Source organism: Saccharothrix sp. DSM 118769, from assembly GCF_052936295.1.
Genome location: NZ_CP193627.1, coordinates 3378542 through 3403670, shown reverse-complemented (window position 1 = coordinate 3403670; position 25129 = coordinate 3378542). Strand labels below are relative to the sequence as shown.

The 25129-nt window shown below is 73.4% G+C and carries 21 protein-coding genes; 7 read left to right on the top strand and 14 right to left on the bottom strand.

The window, feature by feature from the left end; translation table 11 throughout:
* Positions 1–57: 57 nt before the first annotated feature.
* The 4 genes from ACRAKJ_RS15135 to ACRAKJ_RS15120 form a co-directional block, all read right to left on the bottom strand.
* Positions 58–831: a class I SAM-dependent methyltransferase gene (locus ACRAKJ_RS15135; protein ID WP_438925732.1), complete on the bottom strand. Its 774-nt coding sequence runs from the start codon at positions 829–831 to the stop codon at positions 58–60.
* Complete coding sequence (locus tag ACRAKJ_RS15130) at positions 831–2105, bottom strand: 3-dehydroquinate synthase family protein (protein ID WP_438925731.1); 1275 nt, start codon at positions 2103–2105, stop codon at positions 831–833. The genes ACRAKJ_RS15135 and ACRAKJ_RS15130 overlap by 1 nt, the downstream gene beginning before the upstream one ends.
* A gap of 17 nt (positions 2106–2122) precedes the next feature.
* Positions 2123–3397 (bottom strand): ATP-grasp enzyme, encoded by a 1275-nt coding sequence (locus ACRAKJ_RS15125; protein WP_438925730.1) that lies wholly within the window; start codon positions 3395–3397, stop codon positions 2123–2125.
* A 146-nt stretch (positions 3398–3543) separates the two neighbouring features.
* Entirely contained in the window at positions 3544–4413 is an 870-nt protein-coding gene (locus ACRAKJ_RS15120; protein ID WP_438925729.1) for a LysR family transcriptional regulator, read from the bottom strand.
* Between the two features lie 77 nt (positions 4414–4490).
* Here ACRAKJ_RS15120 and ACRAKJ_RS15115 point away from each other — a divergent pair, with 77 nt between their 5' ends.
* Both ACRAKJ_RS15115 and ACRAKJ_RS15110 read left to right on the top strand, forming a co-directional pair.
* Positions 4491–5195 carry a hypothetical protein gene (locus ACRAKJ_RS15115; protein WP_438925728.1) on the top strand — a complete coding sequence of 235 codons (705 nt, stop codon included), beginning with the start codon at positions 4491–4493 and terminating at the stop codon, positions 5193–5195.
* A 41-nt stretch (positions 5196–5236) separates the two neighbouring features.
* The gene (locus ACRAKJ_RS15110) at positions 5237–6253 is read left to right on the top strand and encodes an EamA family transporter (RefSeq protein ID WP_438925727.1); all 1017 of its coding nucleotides are present in this window, start codon (positions 5237–5239) and stop codon (positions 6251–6253) included.
* On the opposite strand, the gene ACRAKJ_RS15105 is transcribed toward ACRAKJ_RS15110, so the two are convergent.
* The 4 genes from ACRAKJ_RS15105 to ACRAKJ_RS15090 all read right to left on the bottom strand — a co-directional run bounded on the left by ACRAKJ_RS15105 (position 6231) and on the right by ACRAKJ_RS15090 (position 9858).
* The gene (locus ACRAKJ_RS15105; RefSeq protein WP_438925726.1) at positions 6231–7295 is read right to left on the bottom strand and encodes an aminotransferase class I/II-fold pyridoxal phosphate-dependent enzyme; all 1065 of its coding nucleotides are present in this window, start codon (positions 7293–7295) and stop codon (positions 6231–6233) included. The two genes, ACRAKJ_RS15110 and ACRAKJ_RS15105, sit on opposite strands and share 23 nt — an antisense overlap.
* The gene (gene dapF, locus ACRAKJ_RS15100) at positions 7292–8116 is read right to left on the bottom strand and encodes a diaminopimelate epimerase (RefSeq protein WP_438925725.1); all 825 of its coding nucleotides are present in this window, start codon (positions 8114–8116) and stop codon (positions 7292–7294) included. Before dapF ends, ACRAKJ_RS15105 begins: the two co-directional genes overlap by 4 nt.
* A gap of 7 nt (positions 8117–8123) precedes the next feature.
* The gene (locus tag ACRAKJ_RS15095; RefSeq protein WP_438925724.1) at positions 8124–8816 is read right to left on the bottom strand and encodes a 2OG-Fe dioxygenase family protein; all 693 of its coding nucleotides are present in this window, start codon (positions 8814–8816) and stop codon (positions 8124–8126) included.
* A gap of 64 nt (positions 8817–8880) precedes the next feature.
* Positions 8881–9858, bottom strand: coding sequence for an iron-containing redox enzyme family protein (locus ACRAKJ_RS15090; protein WP_438925723.1), 978 nt, complete (start codon positions 9856–9858; stop codon positions 8881–8883).
* 611 nt (positions 9859–10469) lie between these two features.
* Here ACRAKJ_RS15090 and ACRAKJ_RS15085 point away from each other — a divergent pair.
* Positions 10470–11135 (top strand): HD domain-containing protein, encoded by a 666-nt coding sequence (locus ACRAKJ_RS15085; RefSeq protein WP_438925722.1) that lies wholly within the window; start codon positions 10470–10472, stop codon positions 11133–11135.
* A gap of 146 nt (positions 11136–11281) precedes the next feature.
* A complete protein-coding gene (locus ACRAKJ_RS15080; protein WP_438925721.1) occupies positions 11282–11803 on the top strand; it encodes an OsmC family protein in 522 nt (173 codons plus the stop codon).
* Between the two features lie 54 nt (positions 11804–11857).
* Here ACRAKJ_RS15080 and ACRAKJ_RS15075 read toward each other — a convergent pair whose 3' ends face one another.
* The 3 genes from ACRAKJ_RS15075 to ACRAKJ_RS15065 all read right to left on the bottom strand — a co-directional run bounded on the left by ACRAKJ_RS15075 (position 11858) and on the right by ACRAKJ_RS15065 (position 14896).
* Positions 11858–13555 (bottom strand): M14 family zinc carboxypeptidase, encoded by a 1698-nt coding sequence (locus ACRAKJ_RS15075; protein WP_438925720.1) that lies wholly within the window; start codon positions 13553–13555, stop codon positions 11858–11860.
* Positions 13556–13702: 147 nt separating this feature from the next.
* The gene (locus tag ACRAKJ_RS15070; protein ID WP_438925719.1) at positions 13703–13918 is read right to left on the bottom strand and encodes a hypothetical protein; all 216 of its coding nucleotides are present in this window, start codon (positions 13916–13918) and stop codon (positions 13703–13705) included.
* 258 nt (positions 13919–14176) lie between these two features.
* The gene (locus tag ACRAKJ_RS15065) at positions 14177–14896 is read right to left on the bottom strand and encodes a VanZ family protein (RefSeq protein ID WP_438925718.1); all 720 of its coding nucleotides are present in this window, start codon (positions 14894–14896) and stop codon (positions 14177–14179) included.
* Positions 14897–15265: 369 nt separating this feature from the next.
* Here ACRAKJ_RS15065 and ACRAKJ_RS15060 point away from each other — a divergent pair, with 369 nt between their 5' ends.
* The 3 genes from ACRAKJ_RS15060 (at position 15266) to ACRAKJ_RS15050 (ending at position 20610) form a co-directional block, all read left to right on the top strand.
* Positions 15266–16765, top strand: coding sequence for a helix-turn-helix domain-containing protein (locus ACRAKJ_RS15060; protein WP_438925717.1), 1500 nt, complete (start codon positions 15266–15268; stop codon positions 16763–16765).
* A 104-nt stretch (positions 16766–16869) separates the two neighbouring features.
* Positions 16870–17301 carry a PPOX class F420-dependent oxidoreductase gene (locus ACRAKJ_RS15055; RefSeq protein ID WP_447008992.1) on the top strand — a complete coding sequence of 144 codons (432 nt, stop codon included), beginning with the start codon at positions 16870–16872 and terminating at the stop codon, positions 17299–17301.
* Positions 17302–18216: 915 nt separating this feature from the next.
* A complete protein-coding gene (locus ACRAKJ_RS15050; RefSeq protein WP_438926983.1) occupies positions 18217–20610 on the top strand; it encodes a BTAD domain-containing putative transcriptional regulator in 2394 nt (797 codons plus the stop codon).
* Here ACRAKJ_RS15050 and ACRAKJ_RS15045 read toward each other — a convergent pair.
* From ACRAKJ_RS15045 to ACRAKJ_RS15035, 3 genes are all read right to left on the bottom strand, one after another.
* The gene (locus ACRAKJ_RS15045) at positions 20570–21760 is read right to left on the bottom strand and encodes a cytochrome P450 (protein ID WP_438926982.1); all 1191 of its coding nucleotides are present in this window, start codon (positions 21758–21760) and stop codon (positions 20570–20572) included. The two genes, ACRAKJ_RS15050 and ACRAKJ_RS15045, sit on opposite strands and share 41 nt — an antisense overlap.
* Positions 21761–21937: 177 nt before the next feature.
* On the bottom strand, positions 21938–23464 hold the full coding sequence (locus tag ACRAKJ_RS15040) for a flavin monoamine oxidase family protein (RefSeq protein WP_447008991.1): 1527 nt from the start codon (positions 23462–23464) through the stop codon (positions 21938–21940).
* Positions 23465–24077: 613 nt separating this feature from the next.
* Complete coding sequence (locus ACRAKJ_RS15035) at positions 24078–24974, bottom strand: NAD(P)-dependent oxidoreductase (RefSeq protein WP_447008990.1); 897 nt, start codon at positions 24972–24974, stop codon at positions 24078–24080.
* Positions 24975–25129: the final 155 nt, after the last annotated feature.

Genomic DNA, 25129 nt, shown 5'->3' with positions numbered 1-25129 from the left:
CGGCACCACCAGGTCCGCCGGGGCCACCGACCGGGGGCCGCGGACCGCCGCCCCCGGTCAGGGCAGCACGCGGATGAGCGTCACGCCGTCGCGCAGCGGCAGCAGCACCTGCTCGAACGCCGGGTGCGCGGCCACCCGCGCGTTGAACTCGGCGATGGCCGCGCCCTGCGGCGACCGGTGCGCCGGGTCGAGGTAGGTCTCGCCCTGGTACAGGGTGTTGTCCACCACCACCAGGGCCCCGGGGACGAGCAGCCCGCGGCGGTGGGCCACGTCGAGGTAGTCCCAGTACTGGGTCTTGTCCGCGTCGACGAAGGCGAAGTCGAACGCCTCGCCCGCGTCGGCGAGCCGGTCCAGCGTCGCCAGGGCGGGCCCCTCCGCCAGCACCACGCGGTCGCACCCGGCGAACGCCTCGCGGGCGACGGCCGCCGCGCGCGGGTCGGCCTCGCAGGTGACCACCCGGCCGCCGGGCGGCAGCGCTTCGGCCATCGCCAGCGCCGAGTAGCCGGTGAACGTGCCGATCTCCAGCACCCGGCGGGCGCCGGTCACCGCGACCAGGAGCCTCAGCAGCTGCCCCTCGACGTGGCCGGACAGCATCTCCGGTTCCAGGGTCGCCACCGGGCCGCCGTGGTCGGTCCACGCGTGCCCGGTGGTCCGCCGGTTCAGCGCCGCGAGGCGGTCGGACTCGGGTGTGGTCATCGCCGACAGGTAGTCGTCCAGCCCCGAGGCCAGCGCCCGTGCGCGGTCCAGGCGCGCGGACGAGCGGTCGCGGTCGAGCGGGTCCAGCAGGTCCAGTTCGCGGGCCAGGATCGACAGCGGGGTCACCGGTCGCATCACGCCCACCTCGCGTCGCTCAGGTACATGCCCCGCCCGGCGCCGCCGTCGGGGAACCGTTCGCAGCGCGCCCGGTGCCGGTCCACCGCCTCGACCAGCAGCCCGTCCTCGACCTCGGCCAGGTAGTCGCACTTGCCCAGGCCGCCGCGCGGGGCCACCGCCCACAGCGCGGAGCCGCCGCGCTTGCGCCGCATCGTCTCCTGCGCGAACCTCATCAGCTCCAGGTCCTCGATCACCGGGTGGTGCACGGCCAGGCCGAGGTCGCGGCACACCGCCAGCAGCGCGTCGCGGGCGTCCTCGTCCAGCCAGCCCACCAGGGTGGCCAGCGTCGCGGTGAACGCCATCTCCACCGCGACGGCGTGGCCGTGCAGCAGCCCCGCGACCGGCTCGAACTTCGCGCTCCACGTGTGGCCGAAGGCGTGCGGGCGGTCCTGCCGCGTCTCGAACATGTTCGTCCCCTCGTGCCGCATGTACGCGTGCAGGGAGCGGAACAGGACCTCGTCGGCGACGGCCGCGAGCTCCGGGTCGTCGCCGGTGGCGGCGAACCGGGTGTCGAGCAGGGCGCGGCCGTGCTCCCGGAGCAGCTCGAACAGCGCCTCGTCGTCCACGGCGGCCATCTTCACGATCTCGGCCACGCCGTGCCGCAGGTGCTCGGGCGCCAGGGTGCGGAACAGGGACCGGTCCACCAGGGTGAGCACCGGCGGGTGGTAGGCGCCCAGGGCGTTCTTCATCAGGGTGCCGTTGACGCACGTGCGCGGGGACGGTCCGGCGTCGACCGCCGAGACGATGCTCGTGCCGACCATGACGTACGGGGTGCGCCGGTTGAGCAGGGCGCACGCCAGGCCGGCCGTGTCGGTGAGCACGCCGCCGCCGATGACCAGCACCGGTTCGCCGCGCGCGACGTCGTGCCCGTCGGTGCCCAGGAACGCCGCGATGCGGCACACGGTGTCGAGGGTCTTGTCCTCCTCCAGCGCCCGGCACACCATCGTCGCCAGGGGGATGTCGTGCGCGGCGAAGTACGCCCGCAGCGCGTCGCCGTGCAGGCGGTCGACGGTGGCGTCCACGACGGCGACGCACCGCCCCGCGGGTCGGTACACCTCGGCCAGGTCGGGCGTCGCGGCGTCGAACACGCCGTCCACCAGCCGCACCTCGCTGCGCAGGTCGAAGGTCGCGTCGACGGTGAACGAGCGCCCCCCGGGGTCGCACCGGATGTGCCCCGACCCGTCGTAGTGGGCGGAGGTGGCGTACTTGTCGGCGTCCCACGAGTCCGTCATCGAATGTCCTCTCGGTGTCACACGAGCTTCCCGGTGGCCCAGTTGACGCGCTCCCAGCGCTTGCGCGCGGCCAGCGCGCGCAGCACCAGCAGGGGCAGCTGCACGTGGTGCAGCACCAGGAACGGCAGGGGGTCGCGCCAGTCGAACACCGCGTCCTTGCCGCCCACGAGGTCGCGCAGCCACGGCCCGAGCCGCCGGTGCCGCAGCACCTCCCCCAGCCGGCCCAGCTCCGCGCCCAGCCAGTGCACCGGCCGCGCGCCGGGCCGGGGGCGGGTGACGCCCTCGTGGTCGGGGTCGAGGTAGGCCGCCGCCAGGTCCGGGCTGTCGTGGAAGGCCACCAGCGCCGAGTGGGGTCGCGGGTTGCACTCGATGGGGCGGGGCACGCCGTCCTCGTCGACGATGAAGTCGAACGACACCTGGCCGTCCAGCCGGTGCGCCGCCGCGAAGTCGCGCACCCACCGCCAGATCGCGGGCACCTCGACGTGGCGGTAGTTCAGCTGGAGCGGCGAGGACTCGGAGCAGGTGTAGGCGGTGACCCGGCCCGCGCGGCACGTCGTGTGCGCGCAGTACTCGCGGCCGGTGGCGCGCCGCTGCAGCACCCACGGCCGGTCCGGCCCGATCGGCAGCCCGTCCGGCGGGGCCGCCCGGTCGGACACCACGACCACGCGGTGGTCGGCCGCCATCGACGTCCACTCCGGCGGCTTGAGCACGTACTCGCGCCCCGCGAGCACGGCGTCGCGCACCTGCCGCACGTCGGTGATCCGCCGCGTCTCCAGGCACGGCAGCCCCGCGGCCCGCACGAGTTCGGCGAACCCCGCCTTGTCGTTGAGCAGGCGGTGCGTGCGGGGGTCGTTGGCCAGCACCGCGCAGTGCCCGGCCAGCACCGGCACGGCGTCGGAGGTGGGCTGCGCGAGGCCCGGTTCGTCGATGACCGGCACGACCGTGTCCACGCCCTCGGCCCGGATCACCGCGACGAGGTCGCGGACGTAGCCGGCGGGGTCCGCGCCGGGGTCGGCGACCAGGTGGAACGCGCAGGAGGCCCGGGAGAACCGCAGCGGGCCCCAGCGGTGCCGGGGGACCGACGCGGTCACCACGCGGTGGCCCGCCTCGTGGAACTTCCTGGCCAGCAGGAGGCTCTTGGTCATGTGCGTGGTGGTGATGAGCACCGTCGTGCGGTCCCGGCACGGCCGGCGCGGCGTCAGCAGGTGCGCCACCCCGCACACCAGGGCCGTCAGCGGGGCCGTGGCGACCAGCACGGCCAGCAGCGCGGCACCGCGCAGGAACGACGTCACCGAGCACCTCCCACTCCCGTGGTCCAGGGCTGCCCAGCGCGGTTCCCGACAACCGCCGCGCCGGTCGAATCACCTGGACGTGTCCCGGTCGTCGGCGCGTCGCGCCCGCCGGTGACCACCGGGGCCGGGGACCTCCCGGACGGGGTTCAGGCCGTCAGGGCGGCGACCAGCGCGGCGACGACGCCGTCCTCCTCGCGCCGGTGCAGCACCTCGGACCGGTAGACCAGGTCGAGCCCGGTCAGCGGCACGCCCACCAGGTCCGGCGTGATCGCCTCGGCGGGCAGCAGGGCCAGTCCCTCGCCGGCCGCGAGCAGCCGGCGCAGCACGTCGAGGTCCGCGCCCAGGCAGCGGACGGCGGTGCGCAGCGGCGGGAGGCCGGTGGTGGCGCACAGGTCGTCCAGGCTCCCCAGGGCCTCGGGCGCGTCGATCCAGCGCGCGTCGGCCAGCTCGGGCAGGGAGACGCCCGCCCGACCCGCGATCGGGTGGTCCCGGGCCACCGCGACCAGGGCCGGGGACTCGGTCGACGGCGTGGCGCTCAGGGAGCTGACGGCGGGCAGGCGCAGCGGGTCGGCCCGCACGGCCGGCGCCGCGACGACGCCCACGTCCAGGTCGCCCACGGCGACCGCCTCGGCCACCGCGACGGGCGGGAGGACGCGCAGGGTCAGGTCGCGCACGCCCGCGCGGCGCGCGTGGCGGGCCACGGCGGGCGCGACGGCGGACGCGGCGGGGGCGATGCCGACCTCCAGCCGCGACGTCGGCTGGGCGGCCACGCGGACCACGTCGGCGCGCGCGGCGTCCAGGCGCATCAGGATCGGGGCGGCGTGCTCCAGCAGCCGTTCGCCCGCTTCGGTGAGGACGACCGGGCGGCGGTGCAGCAGGGCCGTCCCCAGGTCCGACTCCAGGGCCACGACGTGCTGCGAGACCGCGGACTGCGTGTAGCCCAGCTCCCGCGCGGCGGCGGAGAACGACCTCAGCCGGGCGATCGTGCAGAACGTCCGCAGCAGCCGGGTGTCCACGGTCGATAAGCGTAGCTGATGTGGACATGGCCAATGATCGATTGACCTGCACTCGACCTCGCGCCGATGATGGCGGCGTGGACGACGGGCCGTGGATCGCGCGGGTGGCGCTGGTGGGCGAGCGCTCCGCCGCCGTGCGCGCGCACGGCCGCTACGCGACCCTGTTCGACGCGCTGTGGCGACGTGCCGGGATCGCCGTCGACGCCTACTGGACCCCCACCACCGACGTGTCCGGGCTGGCCGCCTTCGACGGCGTGTGGCTGGTGCCCGGCAGCCCCTACCTCAGCGAGGACGGCGCGCTGGCCGCCGTGCGCACCGCGCGCGAGCGCGACCTGCCGTTCCTGGCGACCTGCGGTGGCTTCCCGCACACCCTGCTGGAGTACGCGCGGTCGGTGTGCGGGCTGGTCGGCGCCGCGCACGCGGAGAACGCGCCGGACGCCCGCGACCACCTGATCGTGCCCTCCGCCAGGCCGCTGGCGGGGCACGAGCGCCGCATCCGGCTGCGCCCCGGGTCGCTGGCCGAACGGGTCCTCGGCGCGGGCACCACCACCGAGCGCCACCACAGCGGCCACGAGCTGGCCCCGGCCTACGCGCCCCTGCTGGAGGCCGGCGGGCTGCGGCTCACCGGCCACGACGACGACGGCGTGGCCCGCGTCGCCGAGCTGCCGGGGCACCGCTTCTTCCTCGCCACGGCGTTCCAGCCCGAGCTGACCGCCGACTCCGCCGCACCGCACCCGGTCGTGACCGCGTTCGCCGAAGCAGCCGTCGCGGCCGCCGCCTGATCCCCACCGTTCCCCGTCCCCCCGCTCCCCGAGGACGTCCCATGACGACCGCTCCGCGCGCGCAGCCCCCCAAGTGGCTGCCGTACTTCCTGGCCTGCTCGCTGATCTGGGGGTCGGGCTTCGCCCTGATCAAGATCGGTGTGGAGGCGGGCATCGAACCCGCCTGGGTGGCGTTCTGGCGCTGCTTCTTCGGCGCGGCCGTGCTGTGGCTGCTGGTGCTCGGGCGCAGGCTCGCCGTGCCGCGCAGCGCGAAGGTCTGGGGCCACGCGCTGGTGGTGGGCACCGTGCTCAACGCGCTGCCGTTCGCCCTGTTCGCCCTCGGGGAGCAGAACATCAGCTCGCTCCAGGCGGGCGTGTGGAACGCGATGATCCCGCTGTTCACCCTGCTGTGGGTGCTGGTCATGCTGCCGTCGGAGAAGCCGACCCCGCGCCGGCTGGCGGGTCTGGTCACCGGGTTCACCGGCGCGCTCGTCGTGCTCGGCGTGTGGGACGGCGTGGACGCCTCGATGCTCGCGGGCAGCATCGCCTGCCTGCTCGCGGTGGCCTCCTACGGCCTGGGCTACACCTACACCCGCAAGTACCTGTCCGACGTGGACTCGCCGGCGCTGACGCTGACCGCGATCCAGATCGGCCTGGCCGCGCTGGAACTGGCGCTGGTGGCCCCGTTCGCCTCGGGCTCGCCGAGCCTGCCGGGCTGGCCGGGCGCGGGGCCGATGATCGCGATGGTCGTGCTGGGCGCGATCGGCACCGGCATCGCCTACATGTGGAACCTGACGGTGATCCGCGCGGTCGGCTCGACCGTGGCGTCCACGGTGGCGTTCCTGACGCCGATGTGGGCGGCGCTGATCGGCGTGCTGTTCCTCAGCGAGGCGCTGCACTGGAACACGGTCCTCGGCGCGCTGCTCATCATCAGCGGCGTGCTGCTGACCCGGCCGCCCAAGCGGGAGCCGGTGGCCGAGCCGCCGCCGGTGGCCGAGGTGCCCCCGGTGGTCGGGGAAGCGCCCCCGGTGGGCACGACGACCGCCGGCGGCGCGGTCAAGGGCGAAGCAGCGGGGTGATCCGGCGCAGGCCCTCGGCGACGGTGGCCGGGTCGCGGGCGAAGCCCAGGCGGAACCCGCGATCGCTGCCGAGGGTCTCCCCCGGCATCAGCAGCACCCCGGCGTCGAGGGCGCGCCGGCACAGCGCCAGCGACGGCTCGCCGGAGGTGGGCGACGCCCAGGCGAACGGCGTGCCCTCCGGCAGGACCACGCGGACGAGGTCGGTGTGCCGGGCGGCCCACTCGGCCACCACCTCCAGGCCCGGCGCGACGGCGGCGTCGTAGGCCGCCGCGAACTCCTCGTGCCGGTCCAGCACCCCGGCCGCCAGCTCCTCGCACAGCACGGAGTTGGCGATGGAGGTGTAGTGCTTGTGCCGGGCGCACCCGGCCACCACGTCGGCCGGGCCGTGCAGCCACCCGATCCGCAGGCCCGGCAGCCCGTAGACCTTGGCCAGCCCGGACACCGACACCACGCGCGGGTGCCGGGTGGACGCCGAGCCCGCCAGGTGGATGCGGTACTCCTCGTCGAGCACGAGGTAGCCGTCGGTCTCCGCCAGCAGGTCGGCCAGGGCGGTGACCTGCTCGTCGGTCGCCACCCGGCCGCCCGGGTTGCCCGGCGAGTCCAGGTAGACCAGCCGCAGGTCCGGACCGGCGGCGGCGCGCACCGCGTCGAGGTCGACACCCATGTCGTCGGTGCGGGCCACGGTCTCCACCCGGCACCCCCGGTGCACGGGTACGTCCACCGACGGCAGCCACCCCGGCAGGAACGTCACCACCCGGTCGCCCGGCCGGAGCAGGGTGGTGAACAGCAGGTACAGCGCCTCCGCGGCGCCGTGGGTGACCAGCACGCGGTCCGGGTCGGCGGCCTCGCCGTAGCGCGCCGCGACGGCCTCGCGCAGCCTCGGCGTGCCGGTGTCGGAGCCGTAGCCCAGGGCCAGGGACGAGGGCACGGCGAGGTCCGAGAGGTCGCGCACCGGGACGTAGCTGTTGCCCAGGTCGATCTCGTAGCGGCCGGGGGTGTCCTCGAACGCCCACTGCCTCATCGGGTACAGCGCCGCGGTCACGCGACCCCCTCCAGCCTGCGCCTCAGGGCGGGCGACACGTCACCCGCGCACACCTGCTCGACCTCTCCGCACAGCCGCACCGCGCCGTCGTCGCCGATGGCGACCTCGACCACGCCGCCCGCCATCTCCACCCGCACCCGGCGGCCGGTCAGCCCGCGCGCGTGCGCGGCGGACGCGGCGGCGCACGCGCTCGCCCCGGAGGCCGGGGTGTAGCCCGCGCCGCGCTCGTAGACCTCGATCCGCAGCACGTCCGGCCCCGGCACCGTCGTGAACTGGACGTTGGTCCGGTCGGGGAAGCGCTCGTGCCCGGCGACGGCCTCGCCGAAGGCGTGGGCGACCCCGGCGTCCACCTCGTCGAGGAACAGCACCGCGTGCGGGTTGCCGTTGTCCACGACGCTGACGTCGAACCGCTCGCCCGCCGCGGTCAGGTGCCCCGGGGCGTCGACGCGGGCGGGGCCGAGGTCGACCTCGACGAGCCCGGCCGCCTCGTCGCGGACGTCCACGACGGACTCGCCGGCGGGCGTGAGCACGACGAACCGGTCCGCGCCGGGGTGCCGCCGCGCCAGGTGCAGGCCCACCATCCGGACGCCGTTGGCGCTGCGCGCGCACGCGCTGCCGTCGGCGTTCACCGCGTGCAGCGCGACGGGCCGGTCGGCGCGGACGGGTCCGTCCGGCAGGCGCAGCACCCCGTCCGCCCCGACGCCGAACCGCCGGTCGCACAGCAGCCTCACGGCGGCGGGCGCGACCGGCAGGTCGGTCTCGGCGGGGTCGATCAACAGGTAGTCGTTGCCCAGCGCCTGGTACTTGACGAAATCGGCCACCGGAGGGCTACATCGCGTCCGTGGTGAGGGCGGCCTGGTCGTGGTCGTCGCCGTACCACTTCTCCTTCCACCGCGAGAACGCCACGATGACGATGTCGCGGTGGCCGGGACCGCCGTCGGCGGAGGTGACGTCGGTGACGTCGTGCTGGAGCGCGCGGTCGTCGAGCAGGACGGCCTGGCCGGGCTCCAGCGTGCCGTCCCAGAACGGGGCGTCCGCGCCCGGCTCCCACAGCCGGGTCGTGCCGCCGCCGACGTTGTTGCGCCGCAGGACGGCGATCATGACGAACTCGTGGCCGTCGTGGTGCACGCCCTCGGGGGTCAGCGGCCCCACCCGCCCGCCCTCGGCGCGGGTGCGGTTCTGGTGGACGTTGATCTGCCAGTCCTCGCTCTTGTCGAGCTCGAAGCCGTCCATGCCCGCGCGGATCAGCGGGGTGAAGTCGACCTCGATCGGCAGGTACTTGCGCTTGATGCCGCCCGCGACCGGGTTGAACTTGGTGAACGTCGTGTAGTCGCGGTGCTCCAGCAGCTGGAACCGCCACCCCTCCACCTCGTCGTGGTGCAGCCGGTACTGGCTGAACCGCTTGAAGCGGGTGCCGTTGCCCATGTACTCGTCGACGGGGCAGCGGTCGTAGCTGTCCAGGATCTCCTGCGGGACCTCGGGCAGGTCCACGATCGCGAACCGCTTGTCGTTCAAGGGCATTCTCAGGTCCTTCCGTGCTCGACGACGGGTGGCCGGTCCACCGGATCTGCGGTGTGTGCCGGGGTCAGCTGTCCGCGGTGATCAGCTCGGAGACCTCGTCGAGCCGCTCGTCGAGGTAGCGGGCCGAGGAGTTCAGCCGCCAGAGGGTGCCGCGGGCGATGCCGCGCCGCATGTAGGCCGAGTCGGCGGACGGGAGGACGATGTTGTGGAACCAGCCCGCCGCGTGCTGCGAGTCGACGGTGATGTGCAGGCGGTGGTAGACGATGCCCACCTCGGGCAGCCCGAGCCTCTCCCACGCCCCGACGACCTGCACGAAGCGGTCCGGCACCAGCCACTCGGTCATGCCCAGGAAGCCGACGGCCTCGGGGTAGAACCGGCGGTAGCGGCACAGCAGCACGGCGAGGTTGCCCGACAGCAGCGCGGTCGCGGTGAGCGAGTCCTCCAGCTCCTGCTGGCTGATGTCGAAGACCTCGTAGAGCTGGTTGAACAGGGTGGTGTGGACCTCGGCGGGCTTGCCGTTGCCCATCTCGTCCCAGAAGTTGTTGGCGATCTCCATCTTCGCCGGGCCCGCGGTGCCCACCTGCATGAGCGCGAGCAGGTCGTCGAACCGCCCGTCGACCACGGATTCCTGGATGACGTATTTGCGCAAGTGCTCCGCCGTGGCGTGCCGGCGGATGAAATTCATGTAGTAGGGGTGCTTGAACACCCGGTGCCCGCGCGCACTCCGCTTGAGCCAGGACAGGTACTCCGCCGGCGTGGTCGGCGCCGCGTCGACAACCGCCCAGTCGACCGCGGAATCCTCCGCGGCGATGGTCGCGCGTTCCAGCGCGGTGAGGATTCCGTTGATCACCAGCGACCCCTCGGCGGTCGGCTGGTCGGGAATCTTCATGACGAGGTCGTAGATGCGCGCCAGCAGCAACTGCTGGAGGCGAAAAGCTCCCTGGTCGCCCGCTGCGGCGGCCGCGTTGAGCGCATCCACCTCGACGGAGACCCGGAGAGCTTCCTCCCCGACGATCTTGGCGTCGAGTTCTTCTGCGGACAACCGAAGCCATGATGATATTTCCTCGACGAGCGCTCCCCGATCACGCACCACCGGCTCCACCTTGCTCAGATTAGTCTGTCGACGACATGTTCCCGACTCAATCGACGCGAGTTCGACCGCACGGAAGAGTCAATTCCAAGCGATAGGTCCTGCGGCCAGCAACAATGATTACCCGAGGTCGGGACACCGAATATCCGCCATTCGGACGCAATGTCCGGTCAGCACGCGCGCCGGTCAACGGTGAACGTCACCGCTCGTCGGTGCCGGCTCGCGCACCGCCCACGACGTGCCGGTCGTCACCGGCGGACCGGCGGGGTGACGGGTGTTCCGCACCGATTCACCGGACCGCCGACCTGCGGCGACCAGGTTCCGGCGGCACCGGGGCGATCGGGGGCGTGCCGTCGCTTTCGCCGCGGGCGACCTTCGCCGGGGTCGGCGGACGACCTCCCCCGCCCCGCCGACCCTCCGCAGCCACGACCTTCGGGTCGCTTGTAATGCCGCGTGAAATAGCGATACTGCGCCGTGGGGCCGGGAAAGCGGTGGCGCGAACCCGTTGACATGTGGCGATCCAGCCACTCCTGCGGCCGGCGCGGCGTCCCTAGCATCGAGTCATGGACAACACCTCCACCGAGGACGGCACGGACCACCACCTCACCGGGCTCCGGCTACCGGACACGCTCCTGGCCCTCCAGGCGATGCGGTTCGCGCGCGACGAGTCCTCCGAGACCCTGTTCAACCACGTCATGCGTTCCTACCACTTCGGTGCCCTGCTGCTGGACCGCGCCGGCGTGCGCTACGACCGCGAACTGCTGTTCATCGGCAGCGTGCTGCACGACATCGGCCTCGTCGAGCGCTTCACGAGCCCGGCGGAGCGCTTCGAACTGGACGGCGCCGACGCCGCCCGCCGCTTCCTGCGGGAGCGGGGGATGCCCGACGACCGCGCCGAGGTGGTCTGGGACGCGATCGCGCTGCACACCAACCACTCCATCGCGGCGCGCAAGCGCCCGGAGATCGCCGCGGTGGCCGCCGGCGCCGGGGTGGACGTCGGCGGGAGCGGGCTGGAGTCGCTGGACCCCGACGACGTGGCCGAGGTGCTCGCCGCCCACCCGCGCACGGGGTTCAAGCGCGACACCGTCGACACGATCCTCGACCACTGCCGCCGCAAGCCCGCGGCGTACTTCATGCACCCCTTCGCCGAGGTGGGCCGCCGCCACCTCCCGGGCTTCGCGGTGCCCACCGTCGAGGACGTGGTGCTCGCGGCGCCGTTCGCCGACTGACGACCGGGCCCCGGCACCGGCGCGCGACCGGTAGCAGAACCCGCCGCCGCTGTCAGGGCTTCCCACTGTGCGGCACGGGGCGCGGCGCGGCCCCCGCGCGCGGCATCCTGACCGGCGTTGGTGTCGGCCGAGCCGGGAGGCGAACGATGACCGCCGAAGTGCAGCACCCCCTGAACGAGGTCGACGTCGAGTCGATCGGGAACCTCGTCGAGGCGATCCGGGCGGATGCGACCGCGGCGGCGACCACGTGGGCCGCGCGCGTGGCGTGGAAAGGCGGGTTCCGGTCGGAGGCGCGGGTGCGCGGGTTCGACCCCACGCCGTCGGACGAGCCGCCCGCGCTGGGTGGCACGGACACCGCGCCGAACCCCGTCGAACAGCTCCTGAGCGCGCTGGGCAACTGCCTCGCCGTCGGCTACGCGGCCAACGCGAGCGTCGCCGGGATCGAGGTCGACGGCCTGACCGTCGACCTCAGGGGCACCATCGACCTGCGGGTGTTCCTCGGTCTCGCCGAGGGGCACGCGGGGTTCGACACCATCACCGCCTCGGTCCGGATCGACACCACCGCCCCGCGCGAGGACGTCGAAGCGCTGCACGCGAAGGTGCTCAGGTCCTCCCCGGTGGGCCACACCCTCGGCAACGCCGTCCCGGTGACCGTCGAACTGCTCTGACCCGCGCCCGCTCACGGGACCGGGGATCGCCGCGGGCGACGATCCCCGGTCCGGCTACAGCTCCAGGCTCCACCGGTCGAGGTCGCCCGTGCCCGCCCAGACCACGTTGTGCACCCGCAGCTGCCAGGTGCCGTCGCGGGTCTCGCGGGACAGGTCGACGGTGAAGGCGCCGCCGGGGTCCGGCAGGGTGCTCACGACCTGGTGCTGGAGGCGGTAGGCCGTGCCGTCCGGGGCGACCAGGTCCAGGGTGATGACGGAGTTCTTCAGGTTCTTGAACCGCACCTCGACGCGGGAGGCGGACCGGGCGCCGCCGGCGCAGCCGGTGACGGTCATGGCCACGACCACCGGCGGCGTGCGGGTGATCGCCGGGACGTCGGTGTCGTCGACCCGCGCGGCGCACGGGGTCGGCGGTTCGGGCACCGGCGCGTAGGGGGCCGCGGCGTGGCGTGCCGCGTGCAGCAGCATGGGCAGCGTTTTCGGCCAGAAGAACCCGTCCTGGCACGAGTGGGCGGGGAAGAACCCGCCGCACGCCTGCTCGGGTGGCGAGCCCACCTCCCACACGAAGGAGGCGACGCCGAGGTCGTCGTAGACCCAGTCGTCGGTGGTGCCCGACGCGGAGTAGAGCACCTGGCCGGACTGCCCGTACCGCCAGTCGGGGCCCGCCAGCCCGGCCAGCTCCTGGGCGAGGTCCCGCAGCGCCGCGTCGTTGCCGGTGCGCCGGGCGACCGGGCCGCCGCTCCACGGGAACAGCACGTAGTTGCCGTAGCTGTGCAGGGACAGCACCAGGCCCGCGGTGTCGGTGGGCGCGGGCTGGGCGGGGTCGGCGGCGCGGCGGTCGCGGTACAGGGAGCGCCACAGCGCTTGCAGCGCCCGGGTCTCCGGTTCCGAGTCGGGCCCGGTGCCCCGGTAGTCCTGGTCGCACTGCCGCTCGGAGGCGTTCTGGAGGCCCCAGTTGGCGCCGGTGTTGCGGTTGAGGTCCACCCCGTGGTGGTCGTGGGACGCCGTGCCGCAGGTGACGCCCTGGTGGTCGGTGTCGTTGCCGTTCTTGCGGTGCGGGACCGGGGAACCGGCGCCCCGCGCGACGTTGTCCACGCCGTCGGGGTTGGCGACGGGCACGACCCAGAACTCGGTGGTGTCCAGCAGGCGGGCGACCTCCGGGTCGGTGCTGCCGACGAGGTGGTCGATCCAGCGCCAGGCGATCTCGCCGGTGGTCAGCTCGCGGGAGTGGAGCTGGCCCAAGACGAAGAAGCGGGGTTTGGGCGCGTCCGGGGAGAGGGCGCAGTCGCCGGGTTGCCTGCGGGTGACGCAGACGGCGCGCAGGTCGTGCCCGCCGCGGCCCCGGGTCTTCAGCCAGGAGTCGCCGTAGTCGACGACGGTGGCGAGGTCGGGGTGCTCGCGGGCGACCTGGTCCAGGTGCCGGTGGTGGGCGTCGACGGTGCGGTACCCGCCGTGGAACGTGTCGGCGGTGGCCGCGAACCGCTCGGGCTCGGGCAGCACCCGGTCGGCGGTGGCGGGGAACCCGGCCCGGCGGAGCGCGGCGCCGGTGGTCGAGTCGCCCAGCACGAAGAGGTCGTCGCCCTCGCGGTGCTCCACGACGTCGAAGCCGCCGGCGAACAGGGCCTGCTCGGTGCCGAGCGGGGCGCGCACCTGGTAGAGGTGGGCCCGGTCGTCCGGGGTCGTCATCGCCGGAGCGGTCGCCACGAGCGCGGCGACGGCGAACAGCGGGGCGAGCCGTGATCGGTGTCGTGTCATCGGGTCCTTCCCGGCAGGGTGACGGCGGCGGTCCCGACCACTCTGCTGGCGTTCACCGGCGCGGGAGCTGTCGATCACGACAGGAAGGCGAAGTCTGCCCGAAAGGACCGCGCGCCGGGCCGGCCCCCGGACCGCGCGGCGACGGCGCTACAGCGCGATCGGCCGGTACGCGAGCGCCTGCTCGACGATCTGCCCGGCGGTCACGTCGTCGTCCTCGGGGTAGAAGATGAGCTGGAGCACGTGCGGGTTCCCCGTGGCCGCGACCAACGCCGCCACGGCCACGTCGTCCTCCTCCTCGGCGACCTCCCCGCGCTGGAACCGCTCGACGAGGGCGATCAGGGCTCGGCGGTCGAGCGCGGTCATCGGTTCACCTTCCCGGGGCGGCAGGGGGCGGGTCATGGTAGCCCCGGGTGACGGCGTGGTCCGGTGGTCAGCCGCGGGGTCCGGGCAGCGGGGCGCGGGACAGGTCTGCGGCGCGGTGCCCTTCCGGTCCCACCTAGCCGGCTCGGTGTCGGCCACGCGGAAGCCGTTCTTCTTCCCGGCGGCGACGCGGGCGGTCCCGGTCGGCCGCACAGCGGCACCCCACGTGCCGGCCGGCCTCCCGCCACGACGCGCCGGCTGTCAGCCCCCGCTCCCCGATCGCCGCACCGCCGATCGGGCACGGTCCGCCGGCACCTCCGCCGGGGTGCGCCACCAGCGGCGCGACGCCAGGGCGGCCAGGGCGGCGCCGGTGGCGTTGACCAGCACGTCGTCCACGGACGAGACCCGGTCCAGCTCCAGCGCGTACTGCGCGACCTCGACCAGGACCGAGCAGCCCGCCCCGAGCGCCAGGACCCGGAGCGGGGAGGCCAGTGCCGCGAACCGCACGGGGGCGAAGAACCCGAGCGCCGCGAACACCAGCAGGTTGCCGACGATCCCGAGCGGCCCCATCGTGACCAGGTCGCGCAGCGGGACCAGGCTCACCCGGCCGGGGACGGCGCCGGCCCCCTCGCCCGGCATCATGGTCAACCAGACGAACGGCACCGTCCCGTAGACCAGGCCGACCTCGGCCAGCGACGTCCGCCACGCCGCCGTGTCGCCGCCCGCGCGCCTGCGGCGCACCAGGGTCGGCACCCAAGCCACCAGCACGGCGAGCGGCAGCCCGACCAGCGTCACGAGCACCACGCCGTTCTCCGTGTCGAGGCAGCCGCGCCACCGCCCGGCCGCGCACGCCGGGGCGGACATCGCGAGCGGCTTCCGCAGGGCGAACACCACGCCGGCCAGGCCGAGGACCGCCAGGACGACGAGCGCGGTCCGGCGCGCGCGGCGGGGCGGTGCTGACGGGGACGCGCTCCGGTTCATGCCCCCAGTGGAGCCGGGGAGCCGTTGCGGTGGCGTATGCGGTTCCGGATACGCCCGCGATACGCCCGCTGTGCGCGGCGGGGCGGGCGTGGGACGGGCGTGGGACGCCCCGGGCACTCCCCACGGTGCCCGAGGCGCCCCACCGCCGTGCCCCGCGGAGCGCCGTTCCCCCGCGGCTCCCCGCTGCCGGGCACCCGGACCGACCTCCCCCGGTCGGTCGCGGTCACCGGGAACGCTAGACCGCCGGGCCGGGCCGCCCCAGTATTGATCTGCACAGTGCGCCCGGCGTTCGGTCACCCACCGCTGCGCCGGCCGCCCGTGCCACCCCCGTCCGGGGCGGACGGGACCACCTACAGGGAGCTGCCCGGAGTGCCGAGCCTGCCCGCGCGGAAGAACACGAGCCACCACGCCGACGACCTGCGGCTGTTGTGCCGGGAGGCGACCGGTCCGGACGGCGTGCGGCGCGTGCTGGAGCTGCTCGCCCGCCGGTTGGCCGCGGAGGTCGTGCTCGCGGGGCCGGGCGGGGAGCAGGCCGCGGTCCCCCCGGACGCCGGGCGGCTGCTCCACGTCGTCGCCGAGGAGGTCGCCCGGGTGCGCGCCGGGCACGTCGACGCCGCCTCGGTGCACGCGGGCGGGCACGACGTGGCGGTGCTGCCGATGGGTCCTCCGCCCGCGCGGCCGGTGCTCGTCGTCGCGCGCCGGGGTCCGCTGAGCGCGGAGCACCGGCGCTTCCTCGCCGCCGCGGTGAACCCGCTGCGGCTGTGCTGGCGCGCGGCGGTCGCCGAGCAGCGCGCCGAGCGCCTCGACGCCGCCGACGCGGCGGTGCGCGAAGCGGTGCTGCACCTGCTCATGGTCGGGGACGTGTCCGGTGCCCGCCGGACCGCGGCGGTCCTCCGCCCGCCGCTGCCCGACCTCGCGCGGGTCTACGTCGTCGCGAACGCCCCGGACTCGCGCGTCCGGCTCTCCCCGCGGTGCCGGGACGCGTTCGGCGGGACCGCCTGGGTCGTGCCGTGCCCGGTCCACAGCGGGCACGTCATCGTGATCGCACCGGCCGGGTCCGACGGCGCGGGTGGGGAACCCCCGGACGCACCGCCGGACCGCCTGGTCCGGGAGCTGGTCGAGGCGGTGCCCGGAACGCGGGTGGGCGTCGGGCTGCCGGTGGCGCTGCGGGACGTCCCGGTCGGGTACAAGCAGGCGTTCCACGCGTTGTCGGTGGCCCGCCACCGGCCCGAGCGGTACGCCCGGTTCTCGGCCCGGGGCGAGCTGGGCGAGCTGCTGGGCCGCGCCGGGCACGCCTGGGCGGCGGGCACGCTGGCACCGCTGCTGGCGTACCGGCCCTCCCGCCCCCGGGACCCCGACGCCTTCGAGCTGCTGGCGACGCTGCTGTCGTGGCTGGAGTTCGGGCCCCGGGCGGCGTCGCAGCTGAAGGTCCACCGCAACACGCTGTCCTCGCGCCTGCACCGCATCGGCGCCGAGCTGGACCGCGACCTCACCGGGTTCGCGGTCCAGGCGGAGCTGCACCTGGCGGTGCAGCTGCTCGACGAGCGGCCCCATCCCGGCGCGGCGGACGAGGTGGTCGGGTTCGACGCGCTGTTCGACCGCCCGGAGGTCCGGCAGTGGGCCGAGGACCGGTTGTCCCCGCTGCTGGCGGCCGACCGGCGGACGCTGCTGACCACCGTGCGGACCTGGTTCCGGCACGACCTGCGGACGGCCCCCGCCGCCACCGAGCTGGGCATCTCCGCGCACGGCCTGCGCAAGCGCCTGATCCGGGTGGAGGAGCTCCTCGGCCGGTCGCTGCTGATCGGCCCGTCGGTCCGGTACGACCTCCACCACGCGCTCCGCGTGCACTCGGCGCCCGTGCCGGGGTGATCACCCGGGGACGTGCCGAGGGGCTTTTCGCGTCCACTGTGGACTGACGTGGCGGGCGCCACCCCGGGAACCGGAAGACGGGCGCGAACCGCCATAATCCCCCCATGACTGCTTCGTCCTTCAACCCACGCGACCTGCTCGCGGGGAGCCGTCTCGGCGTCCTCGCGACGATCAAGCAGGACGGGCTCCCCCAGCTGTCCCCCGTGATGCCCTTCTACGACCGGGACGCGGGCGTCGTCCACGTGTCGACGAGCGCCGGGACGGCCAAGGTCGCGAACCTGCGCCGGGACCCGCGCGCCGCGCTGGAGGTCACCAGCCCCGACGGCTGGTCGTGGGCGACCGCGGAGGGCACCGTGACCGTGACCGGTCCGGGGACCGACCCGAACGGCCCCGAGGTCCAGGCGCTGGTCGACTACTACCGCGCCGCCGCGGGCGACCACCCGAACTGGGACGAGTACCGGGCGGTCATGGTCGCCGAGCGCCGGGTCCTGATCACGCTCAAGGTCGACCGCGTCTACGGCGCGAAGGTCGGCTGACCCCGTTCGGCCGGCCCCGTTCGCGGGGTCCCGCGAACGGGGCCGGGGACGACCGGACGCGAGGTGCCGTGTTCACCGCGGACGGGCACGGCCCTTTTCCCGCACCCTTCCCGGCGCACTCCCGCACCCTTCCCGGCGCACTCCCGCACCCTTCCCGAGGCACTCCCGCACCCTTCCCGGGACCACCCGGACGCCTTTAGGCGCATGTGGCGAAGAAGGCGTTCAATCGAGTAATACCCGCCCCGCCGCCCGTTGCGGGTGATGCGCGGGACGAGGGCACGACCCCATTGTGACTGCGGCCACATACCGACGCGCCGCACGGGGTCCGCGCCCCTCTTCGCGGCCGATCGCACGATTGGTCGTCCTCCGACAGAACCGCTCGACCCGCGTGAGCGGACGCCTCGCGGAAAGGGGGCCGGCGGTCGGTCGCCCTCGACCGCCGGCCCTTCCGGGCGTACGGCTCCCCCGCGACCGGGCGCACCCGCTCCCGCCCCTGCGCCGTCGCCCGACCAGACCACTGACCAGGCCGTCGAGCCCGGCGCCCACGGCCGCCGACCGGTTCCCGGACCGGCCCCGGGGGGGTTCCGTGACCCTTCCCACCTTCGGGACTTGGGCATTCCGAAGGATCAGGAGTGCCGTTCACATTCGCCCGCACCACACGCCGGCCGTCTCGGCAATCGCCCGATTGCCGAGACAACCCGATAAAAAGCAAGACGGGGGTCGGTTTTCAACCGCCACCAGGGGGTCAAGTTTCCGGGGCCGTTCACACCTTCGGGCCGTACGCGGGACGGCTTGGGCTGCTGCGTTCGCACCGTAGATGTGCGACGCTCACGTACAGGTGACAAGACGCTGCGGTGGGGGCGGGCTCGACGCCGTCCCCGTGGGACGCGACGGAATCTCTGGGGGAAAGAGAAAGTGACCTACTTCAAGATGCTGGGCCCTTTAGAGGTCGTGCACGGCGACGAGTTGGTCGACCTCGGCGGCACCCGACAGCGGGCCACCCTCGGGCTCCTGCTGCTCAACCGGAACCGCGTCGTGGCCAGCAGCCAGCTGGTGGACTCGCTCTGGCCCAAGGACAAGGTCCCGCTGTCGGCCAGGAAGATCGTGCAGAACTCGGTCTGGCGGCTGCGCCGGGCGCTGTCGGCCAACGGCGGCGGCTCCGCCGTGCTGCTCAGCCAGCCGCCCGGCTACATGCTGCGCGTCGAGCCCGAGCAGACCGACGTGCAGGACTTCCACCACAAGGTCGAGGCGGGGCGCGCCAGGTTCGCCGAGGGCGACCTGGCGGCGGCGTCCCTGCTGCTGCGGCAGGCGTTGGAGCTGTGGCGCGGACCCGCGCTGGCCGACCTGGTCGAGTCCGGCATCCACTGGCCCGAGCTGACCCCGGTGCAGAACGCCAGGCTCGACGCCCTGGAGGACTACTTCGAGGTCGAGCTCGCCAGGGGGCACCACCAGCAGGTCCTGTCGGAGCTCCAGCGCACGGTCGCCACCGAGCCGCTGCGCGAGCGCCTGTGCGGGCAGCTGATGCTGGCGCTGTACCGCAGCGGCAGGCAGACCGACGCCCTCAACGCCTACTACACCGTGCGCACCACCCTGGTGGAGAAGGTCGGCCTGGAGCCGAGCCCGGCGCTGCGCTCGCTGCAGCAGGCGATCCTCACCCACGACCCGGGGCTGATCCCGGTCGGGATGCAGCAGCAGATCAAGCAGAGGATGACCGGTCTCCCCCGCGACCCGGCCGACGAGCAGCCGAGGCCCGCCGACGTCCGCCCCGCGCCGCCGGCGCCGGCGCGAAGACCCGTCCCGGGGCCGGAACCGGACCGGCACGAGGACACCGGGCTCGTCCCGGCGCCCACCGTGCACGTGCTGCGCAGCATGGTGGCCGAGCGCAAGGACGTCAGCACGCTCATCGTGCGCTGCCAGGGCATGGGCAACACGGCGCTGGAGACGGCCGCGGTCGCGATCCGCACCGAGGTGGAGTCGCTGGGCGGCACCGTCGCGGCCTCCATCGGGTCGATCTGGTTGGCGTTGTTCGGCGTGCCCGACACCGCCGAGGACGACGCCGAGCGCGCCGTCCTCGCCGCGCTGACCATCCGCGACCGCCTCGGTTTCCCGGACGCCGCCTGCGACGAGCCGCCCATCGCCGTCCACGTCGCGGTGGCCACCGGCGAGGCGCTGGTGCGCTACCACCCCGACAACGACAGCGCGCCGTCGGTGAGCGGCGTCCTGCTCGACGAGTGCCACGGGCTGCTCTCGCAGACCCCGGTCGGCGAGATCCGGGTGTGCGAGAACACCAGGCGCGCCACCGAGTGCGCCGTCACCTACTTCAGGGCCGACTCGTCCTTCGGCTGGCAGGTCGGCGGGCTCCGGCAGGAGTACGTGGCGCTGCACGACATGCCGGTGGTCGACCGGGAGCACGACCTGGAGGTGCTGCGCGGGCTCCTGCACCGCACCCGGCACCTCGGGGCGCCGCACCTGGTGACCGTCCTCGGCGACCCCGGCGTCGGCAAGACCCGGTTCGCCCTGGAGTTCGAGCGCAGGGTCGCCGCCGCCGCCGAACCGGTGCGGGTGCTGGTCGGCCGCGCGCGGAGGTTCGTCGAGGACACCGTCACCGACGTGCTCAACGACCTGCTGTGCTCGTACTGCGGCGTGGACCCGGACGGCCCCGCCGAGTCGGTGCGGGCCGAGCTGGCCGGCGCGGTGGAGCGGCTCGTCCAGTCGGAGGACGAGCGGCGCAGGTTGTTGACCTGCCTCACCGGTCTGGTCGACCCGGCGCGGGACACCCCGGACGTGCCGGTCGCCGAGGTGCTGCGCGCGTGGCGGTACCTCCTCGGCCGGATCGCCCTGTGCGGCCCCGTCGTCGTGGTCGTCGAGGACCTGCACGTCGCGGACGACCACCTGGTCGACTTCGTCGAGGACCTGCCGAGGTCGCTCGCGGGCCTGCCGGTGCTGGTGGTCGTCACCGCGCGGCCGGAGCTGGTCAAGCGCCGCCCGGTGTGGGGTTCACGGCTGCGGCACGCGCTGGTGATGAACCTGGAACCCATCTCGGACAACGCGATCGACCGGCTGCTGGAGTTCCTGCGGTCCACGAGGGACAGCGGCGTCAGGGGTCCGGCCGGGAGCATGCTCGCCGACGTGGGCGACGACTCGGACGCGCGGCGCAGGCACGTGAGGCGGGTCCTGGCGTCCGGCTCGGCGTTCCTGCGCCGGGAGCGGCACGCGGGCGCCGGCGCCTGTGATCAGGCCACCGCCGCCCGCGTGGTGTACTGCGAGATCACCGAGATGCCCGCACCGGCAGCCGGCGGGGGCAGATGATCTGGTGGGGGTTCTCCCACTCCACGCCGAGGGCGGGGTCGACGCTGATCTTCGAGTAGCGGTCCAGCAGCATGTTCAGCGCGATCCTGCCCTCCAGCCGCGCCAGCGGCGCGCCGAGGCAGAAGTGGATGCCCTGGCCGAACACCAGGTGCCCACCGGTGTTGCGGTGGATGTCGAAGCGGTCGGGGTCGGGGAACTTGACGGCGTCGCGGTTGGCGGCGCCGATCCACGGCGTCACGAGCTGGCCCGCGGCGACCGGGTGCCCGCCGATCTCGGTGTCAGTGGTGGTGACCCGCACCAGGCGCGGGAACGGCGGGTACATGCGCAGCACCTCCTCCAGCGCGCCGGGCACCAGGTCCCGGTTCGCGCGGATCTCGGCCAGCGCCCCGGGGTTCTGGTCGAGGAGGATGACCGCGGTGCAGATCAACGACATCGTGGTGGCGTGCCCGGCGAACATGGTCAGGCCGGTGACGCCGATCATCTCGCCGTCGGTCAGCGGCTCGCCGTCGATGGTGGCGTTCGCCAGCCTGCTCATGACGTCGTCGCGCGGGTTCTCCCGGCGGTCGCGCACGTGCCGCAGGAAGTACTCGCCCATCTCGTGGAGCGCGGGCCCCACCTCGCTGTCGAGCAGGTCCGGGGGGACGGTGGCGGCGTCGAGCGCGCCGATCGCGTCGCCCCACACGCGGAACAGCGGCTCGTCCTCGATGGGCAGGCCGAGCACGTCGGCGATCACCGTGATCGGCAGCGGGAAGGCGAGCGCGTCGACGAGGTCGAACGAGTCCCGGTCGGCGACCTGGTCCAGCAGGCGGGCGGTGATCAGTTCGATGCGCTCGGAGAGGTTCGCGACGGCGCGGGGGGTGAAGACCTGGCTGATGACGGTGCGCAGTTTGCGGTGCCGGGGCGGGTCCGTGGTGACCAGGTTGCCCTCGTCGAATCGGTCGAGTTCCACGTGCGGCGCGTTGAAGAGCCGCGCCGTCTCCGAGGAGAACGTCTTGGTGTCCGCGAGGATCCTGGTGATGTCCGCATAACCGAACACCTCCACCCCGTGGTCGCCGCCGTGGGTGACCGGCCGTGAATCAAGCATTTCGCGGAACCACGAGAACAGCGACTCGACTGGTTCCATGGTGGTGCTGCCGATGGACGCGCTCATGGCCAGGAGCCTAGCTCCGGAATGCCTTGTCCGGGCACGCGTTTTCCTTTGTTGAGATTGTCGAGGTGAAATGGTGAACAGCGGTGACCGCGTATTCCGGTCACCGCTGTCCCGCAGACCCCGCGTAGACCGCCCTGAGACCCCCCGGAGAGCGGGTGGCCTCAGGGCGCGCGGAGGTCACCTCCCGCCGAGGCCGCGGTACACCCCCCGCTTCACCTTCGGCACGAAGATCCGCTCCTCGGCGCTGGCCGCCGCGGCGGCCGGGCCGGACAGGGTCGGCGAGCCCGCGACCTTGAGGCCGGACTCGATCGCGCCGTCCATGTAGCCGCTCCAGCCGTCGGCGATGTCGCCGCCCGCGAACTTGATCCGGCCGTGCGGCTGCTGGATCTTCTTGTGCAGCCTGATGAGCTGGTTCGGCTGGCGGTACGCGCCGACGCCCAGGGCGAACTCGTCCACGTGCCAGTCGGTCGCGGTGTAGCCGCGCATCGTGGCCTCGGGGATCACCCTCTGCACGGCCCGCTCCACGGCGCCCGCGTCGGTGACGTCGAAGGTGCTGTCGACGCTGAACGCGACCACCGGCTGGCCCTCGTTGAACCGGCCCATGAAGCAGATCGGGTAGCCCAGGCCCTCCGGCGCCTCCGCCACGAACCGGTCGGAGGGGTTGGACAGGTCGATCCACAGCTTCTTCTCGTGCGGCACGCCGATGCCCGCCTTCGACGCCTCGCGGTGGGCGGCGGGGAGTGCCGGGCTGAAGGAGATCGTGCGCCAGACGTTCACCGGCACGGCCAGGATCACCTCCGGCGCGGTGTAGACCTCGCCCGCGCGCGTGGTGACCCGGGCTTCCCGGGCGGTCTGCGTGATCGACTTGACCGGCGAGTTGAGCTTGAGGACCGGCTTGGACTCGGCGAGCATGGCGTTCAGCAGCGACACCGTGCCCAGCGCCGGGCGGTAGGTGTTGACGCCGTGGAAGCCCTCGAACGTGCCGCCGGCCAGCGCCCACCACTGCTGGATGTGGGTCAGCGCGCCGCGCTTGCTGGACCCGCCGTACAGCGAGGTCCAGCTGGTCACCAGGATCTCGTCCTCCGGCGCGAAGGCCAGCTGGTCGAGCCGGTCGCGCAGCGAGAGCCCGTCGTACTGGGCGACCAGGTCGGCCCGCTTGAGCGGCTCGTAGGGCGCCGGGAAGATCGTGGTCGACCCCTCGAAGAAGGAGTTGAACAGCTGCTCCTGCCGGACGAAGGCCACGGTCGGGTCGTACTCGCCGAACCCGCCGATGGTGGGCATGTACGCCCGGTCCACGCCGGAGTCGGCCATGATCGGCAGCTGGTAGCGGTTGAGCTCGCGCCAGATGTGGGGCTGCAACCGGTCGACCCAGGTGCCGCCGCGCTCGATCTGGTGGCCCTGCCAGGTGTCGGTCCAGGTGCGGCCGCCGACCCGGTTGCGCGCTTCGAGCAGCAGGACGCGCTTGCCCTTGGCGCGCAGCTCGCGCGCGGCGGTGACCCCGGCCAGCCCGGCGCCGACGATGATCACGTCGTAGTTCTGCCTCGGCCCCTTGTCCTGGTCGTCGGCGACGGCGACGGCGGTGGTCGCCGCACCCGCCGCGGCCACACCGGTGATCGCGAGACCACCCGCGACACCGGCCTTGATCAGACCGCGCCGCGACAGGTCCCGGTGCTCGGCTTGACCGGGCTCCACCTCGTTCGTCACTGTTCCTCGTTTCCTTCCGAGAACTGGTACCGGAAATGAGCGCATGGTCGGCCGCCGGCTGTGGACTCGGCGATGCCGCGTGTGCCATAGTTGGTGTAATCGACCGGATACAGGGCGTAGTGCGACCACGGTGTCGCCGATTGTCGAGCCGTGCGCCGACGCCGAACCGCGATGGGCGCGCGTTCTGCTTCGGCGTCCATCGTCGGCGGGTGTCGTCACCCTCGGTGACTCACCTGGAGCGGCCTCGGGTGACGCCGTCCTGCATTCGAGTGATTGCGGCCAACAGTAGCGGACAGAGCGCAATCAACGACCGGCCCGACTTGGCCGTAATCTAACCGTTACACGCATTGAACTGCACTTCGGATATCCGATGAAAGATTCGGTTATTCGATTGACGGCAGGCGGCCGACGACTACCGGCACGTTGCGCGCGACGTTCCCGGGCAGCGCCCGCGACACTTTTTCGACCAACGCCGAATAGCGGTTCACCGACCATTTCCCGTATCGCGCGGGAAATGGCGTTTCCGGTGAACCGCCGGGTGGGGCGCCGCCCCCTGCGGAGGCGGGACGTGCTCCCGCGGCGCGCCCGGGACCGGGCGCGCCGCGAGGGGGGATCAGGCCGAGGGCTTGCGGAACTGCTCGATCATCGCGGCGTAGCTGTTGTCCGCGTGGCCGGCGTCCATCGCGCGCTGGCCGAACACCTTGATGAGCTGGGGCAGGTCGGTGTTGACGCCCAGCGCCTTGCTCTCGTCGACCAGGTGCTCCATCGCCAGGATGTGCGTGGTGATGGTGGCGTCGTCGGCCGGGTACTCGCCGTCGTCGATCTGCTGGGCGTAGGCGTCGAGGAAGCCGAGCGTCATGACGGCGAGCGACTTGGCCAGCGGCAGGAAGGCGGTGGCCTTCACGCCGGCGGTGCCCAGCAGCGCGGCGCCGTGGAGGAAGCTGTTCTCGACGCTCCACATGACGCCGAGCAGCGAGACGTCGTAGAGGCTGGCGACACCCGGGTCCTCGTCGAGGTACAGGGTCGCCGCGGGGGCGATCGCCTTGAGGGTCTCCTCGTGCTCGTCGAACGCCGGCTTCGGGCCGGAGTACAGCATGATGGCCTCGTCGGTGCCGATCGCCGGCGGGATGGCCATGATCGCGCTGTCGACGTAGGCGCCGACCTTGCGGTCCACCGCCCACTTCGACGTGTCGCGGGCCTGCTGCGAGCTGGCACTGGTCATGTTGACCAGCGTGCGGCCCTCCAGCGAGTCCTCCAGCGGGTCGAGCAGCTGGTGCACGGCGTCGTAGTCCGAGACGCAGATGACGACCAGCGGGCTCGCCTCGACGGCGTCCTTCAGCGAGGGGGCCAGCACGGCGCCGTTGGAGACCAGTTCCTCGGCCTTGTTGGCCGAGCGGTTCCACACGGTGGTCGGGTGCCCGTTCTTGAGGAACGCGGCGGCCAATGCCTGACCCATCAGGCCCAGACCGACGACGGTGACCGGCGCTTGGGCGGCATTGGGGTTGGACATCACATTCACTCCTGTTCGGTCCGCGTCGGTTCAGGCGACGCGGCGCGGTGTTTGACGTACTCCAACGCTTTCATCAGTCCAGAGGGCCTGACCAGCGGCGGGACTGACCATCTTCGAACGATTCCTGCCGTACACTCGCGATCATGGGTCCGGGT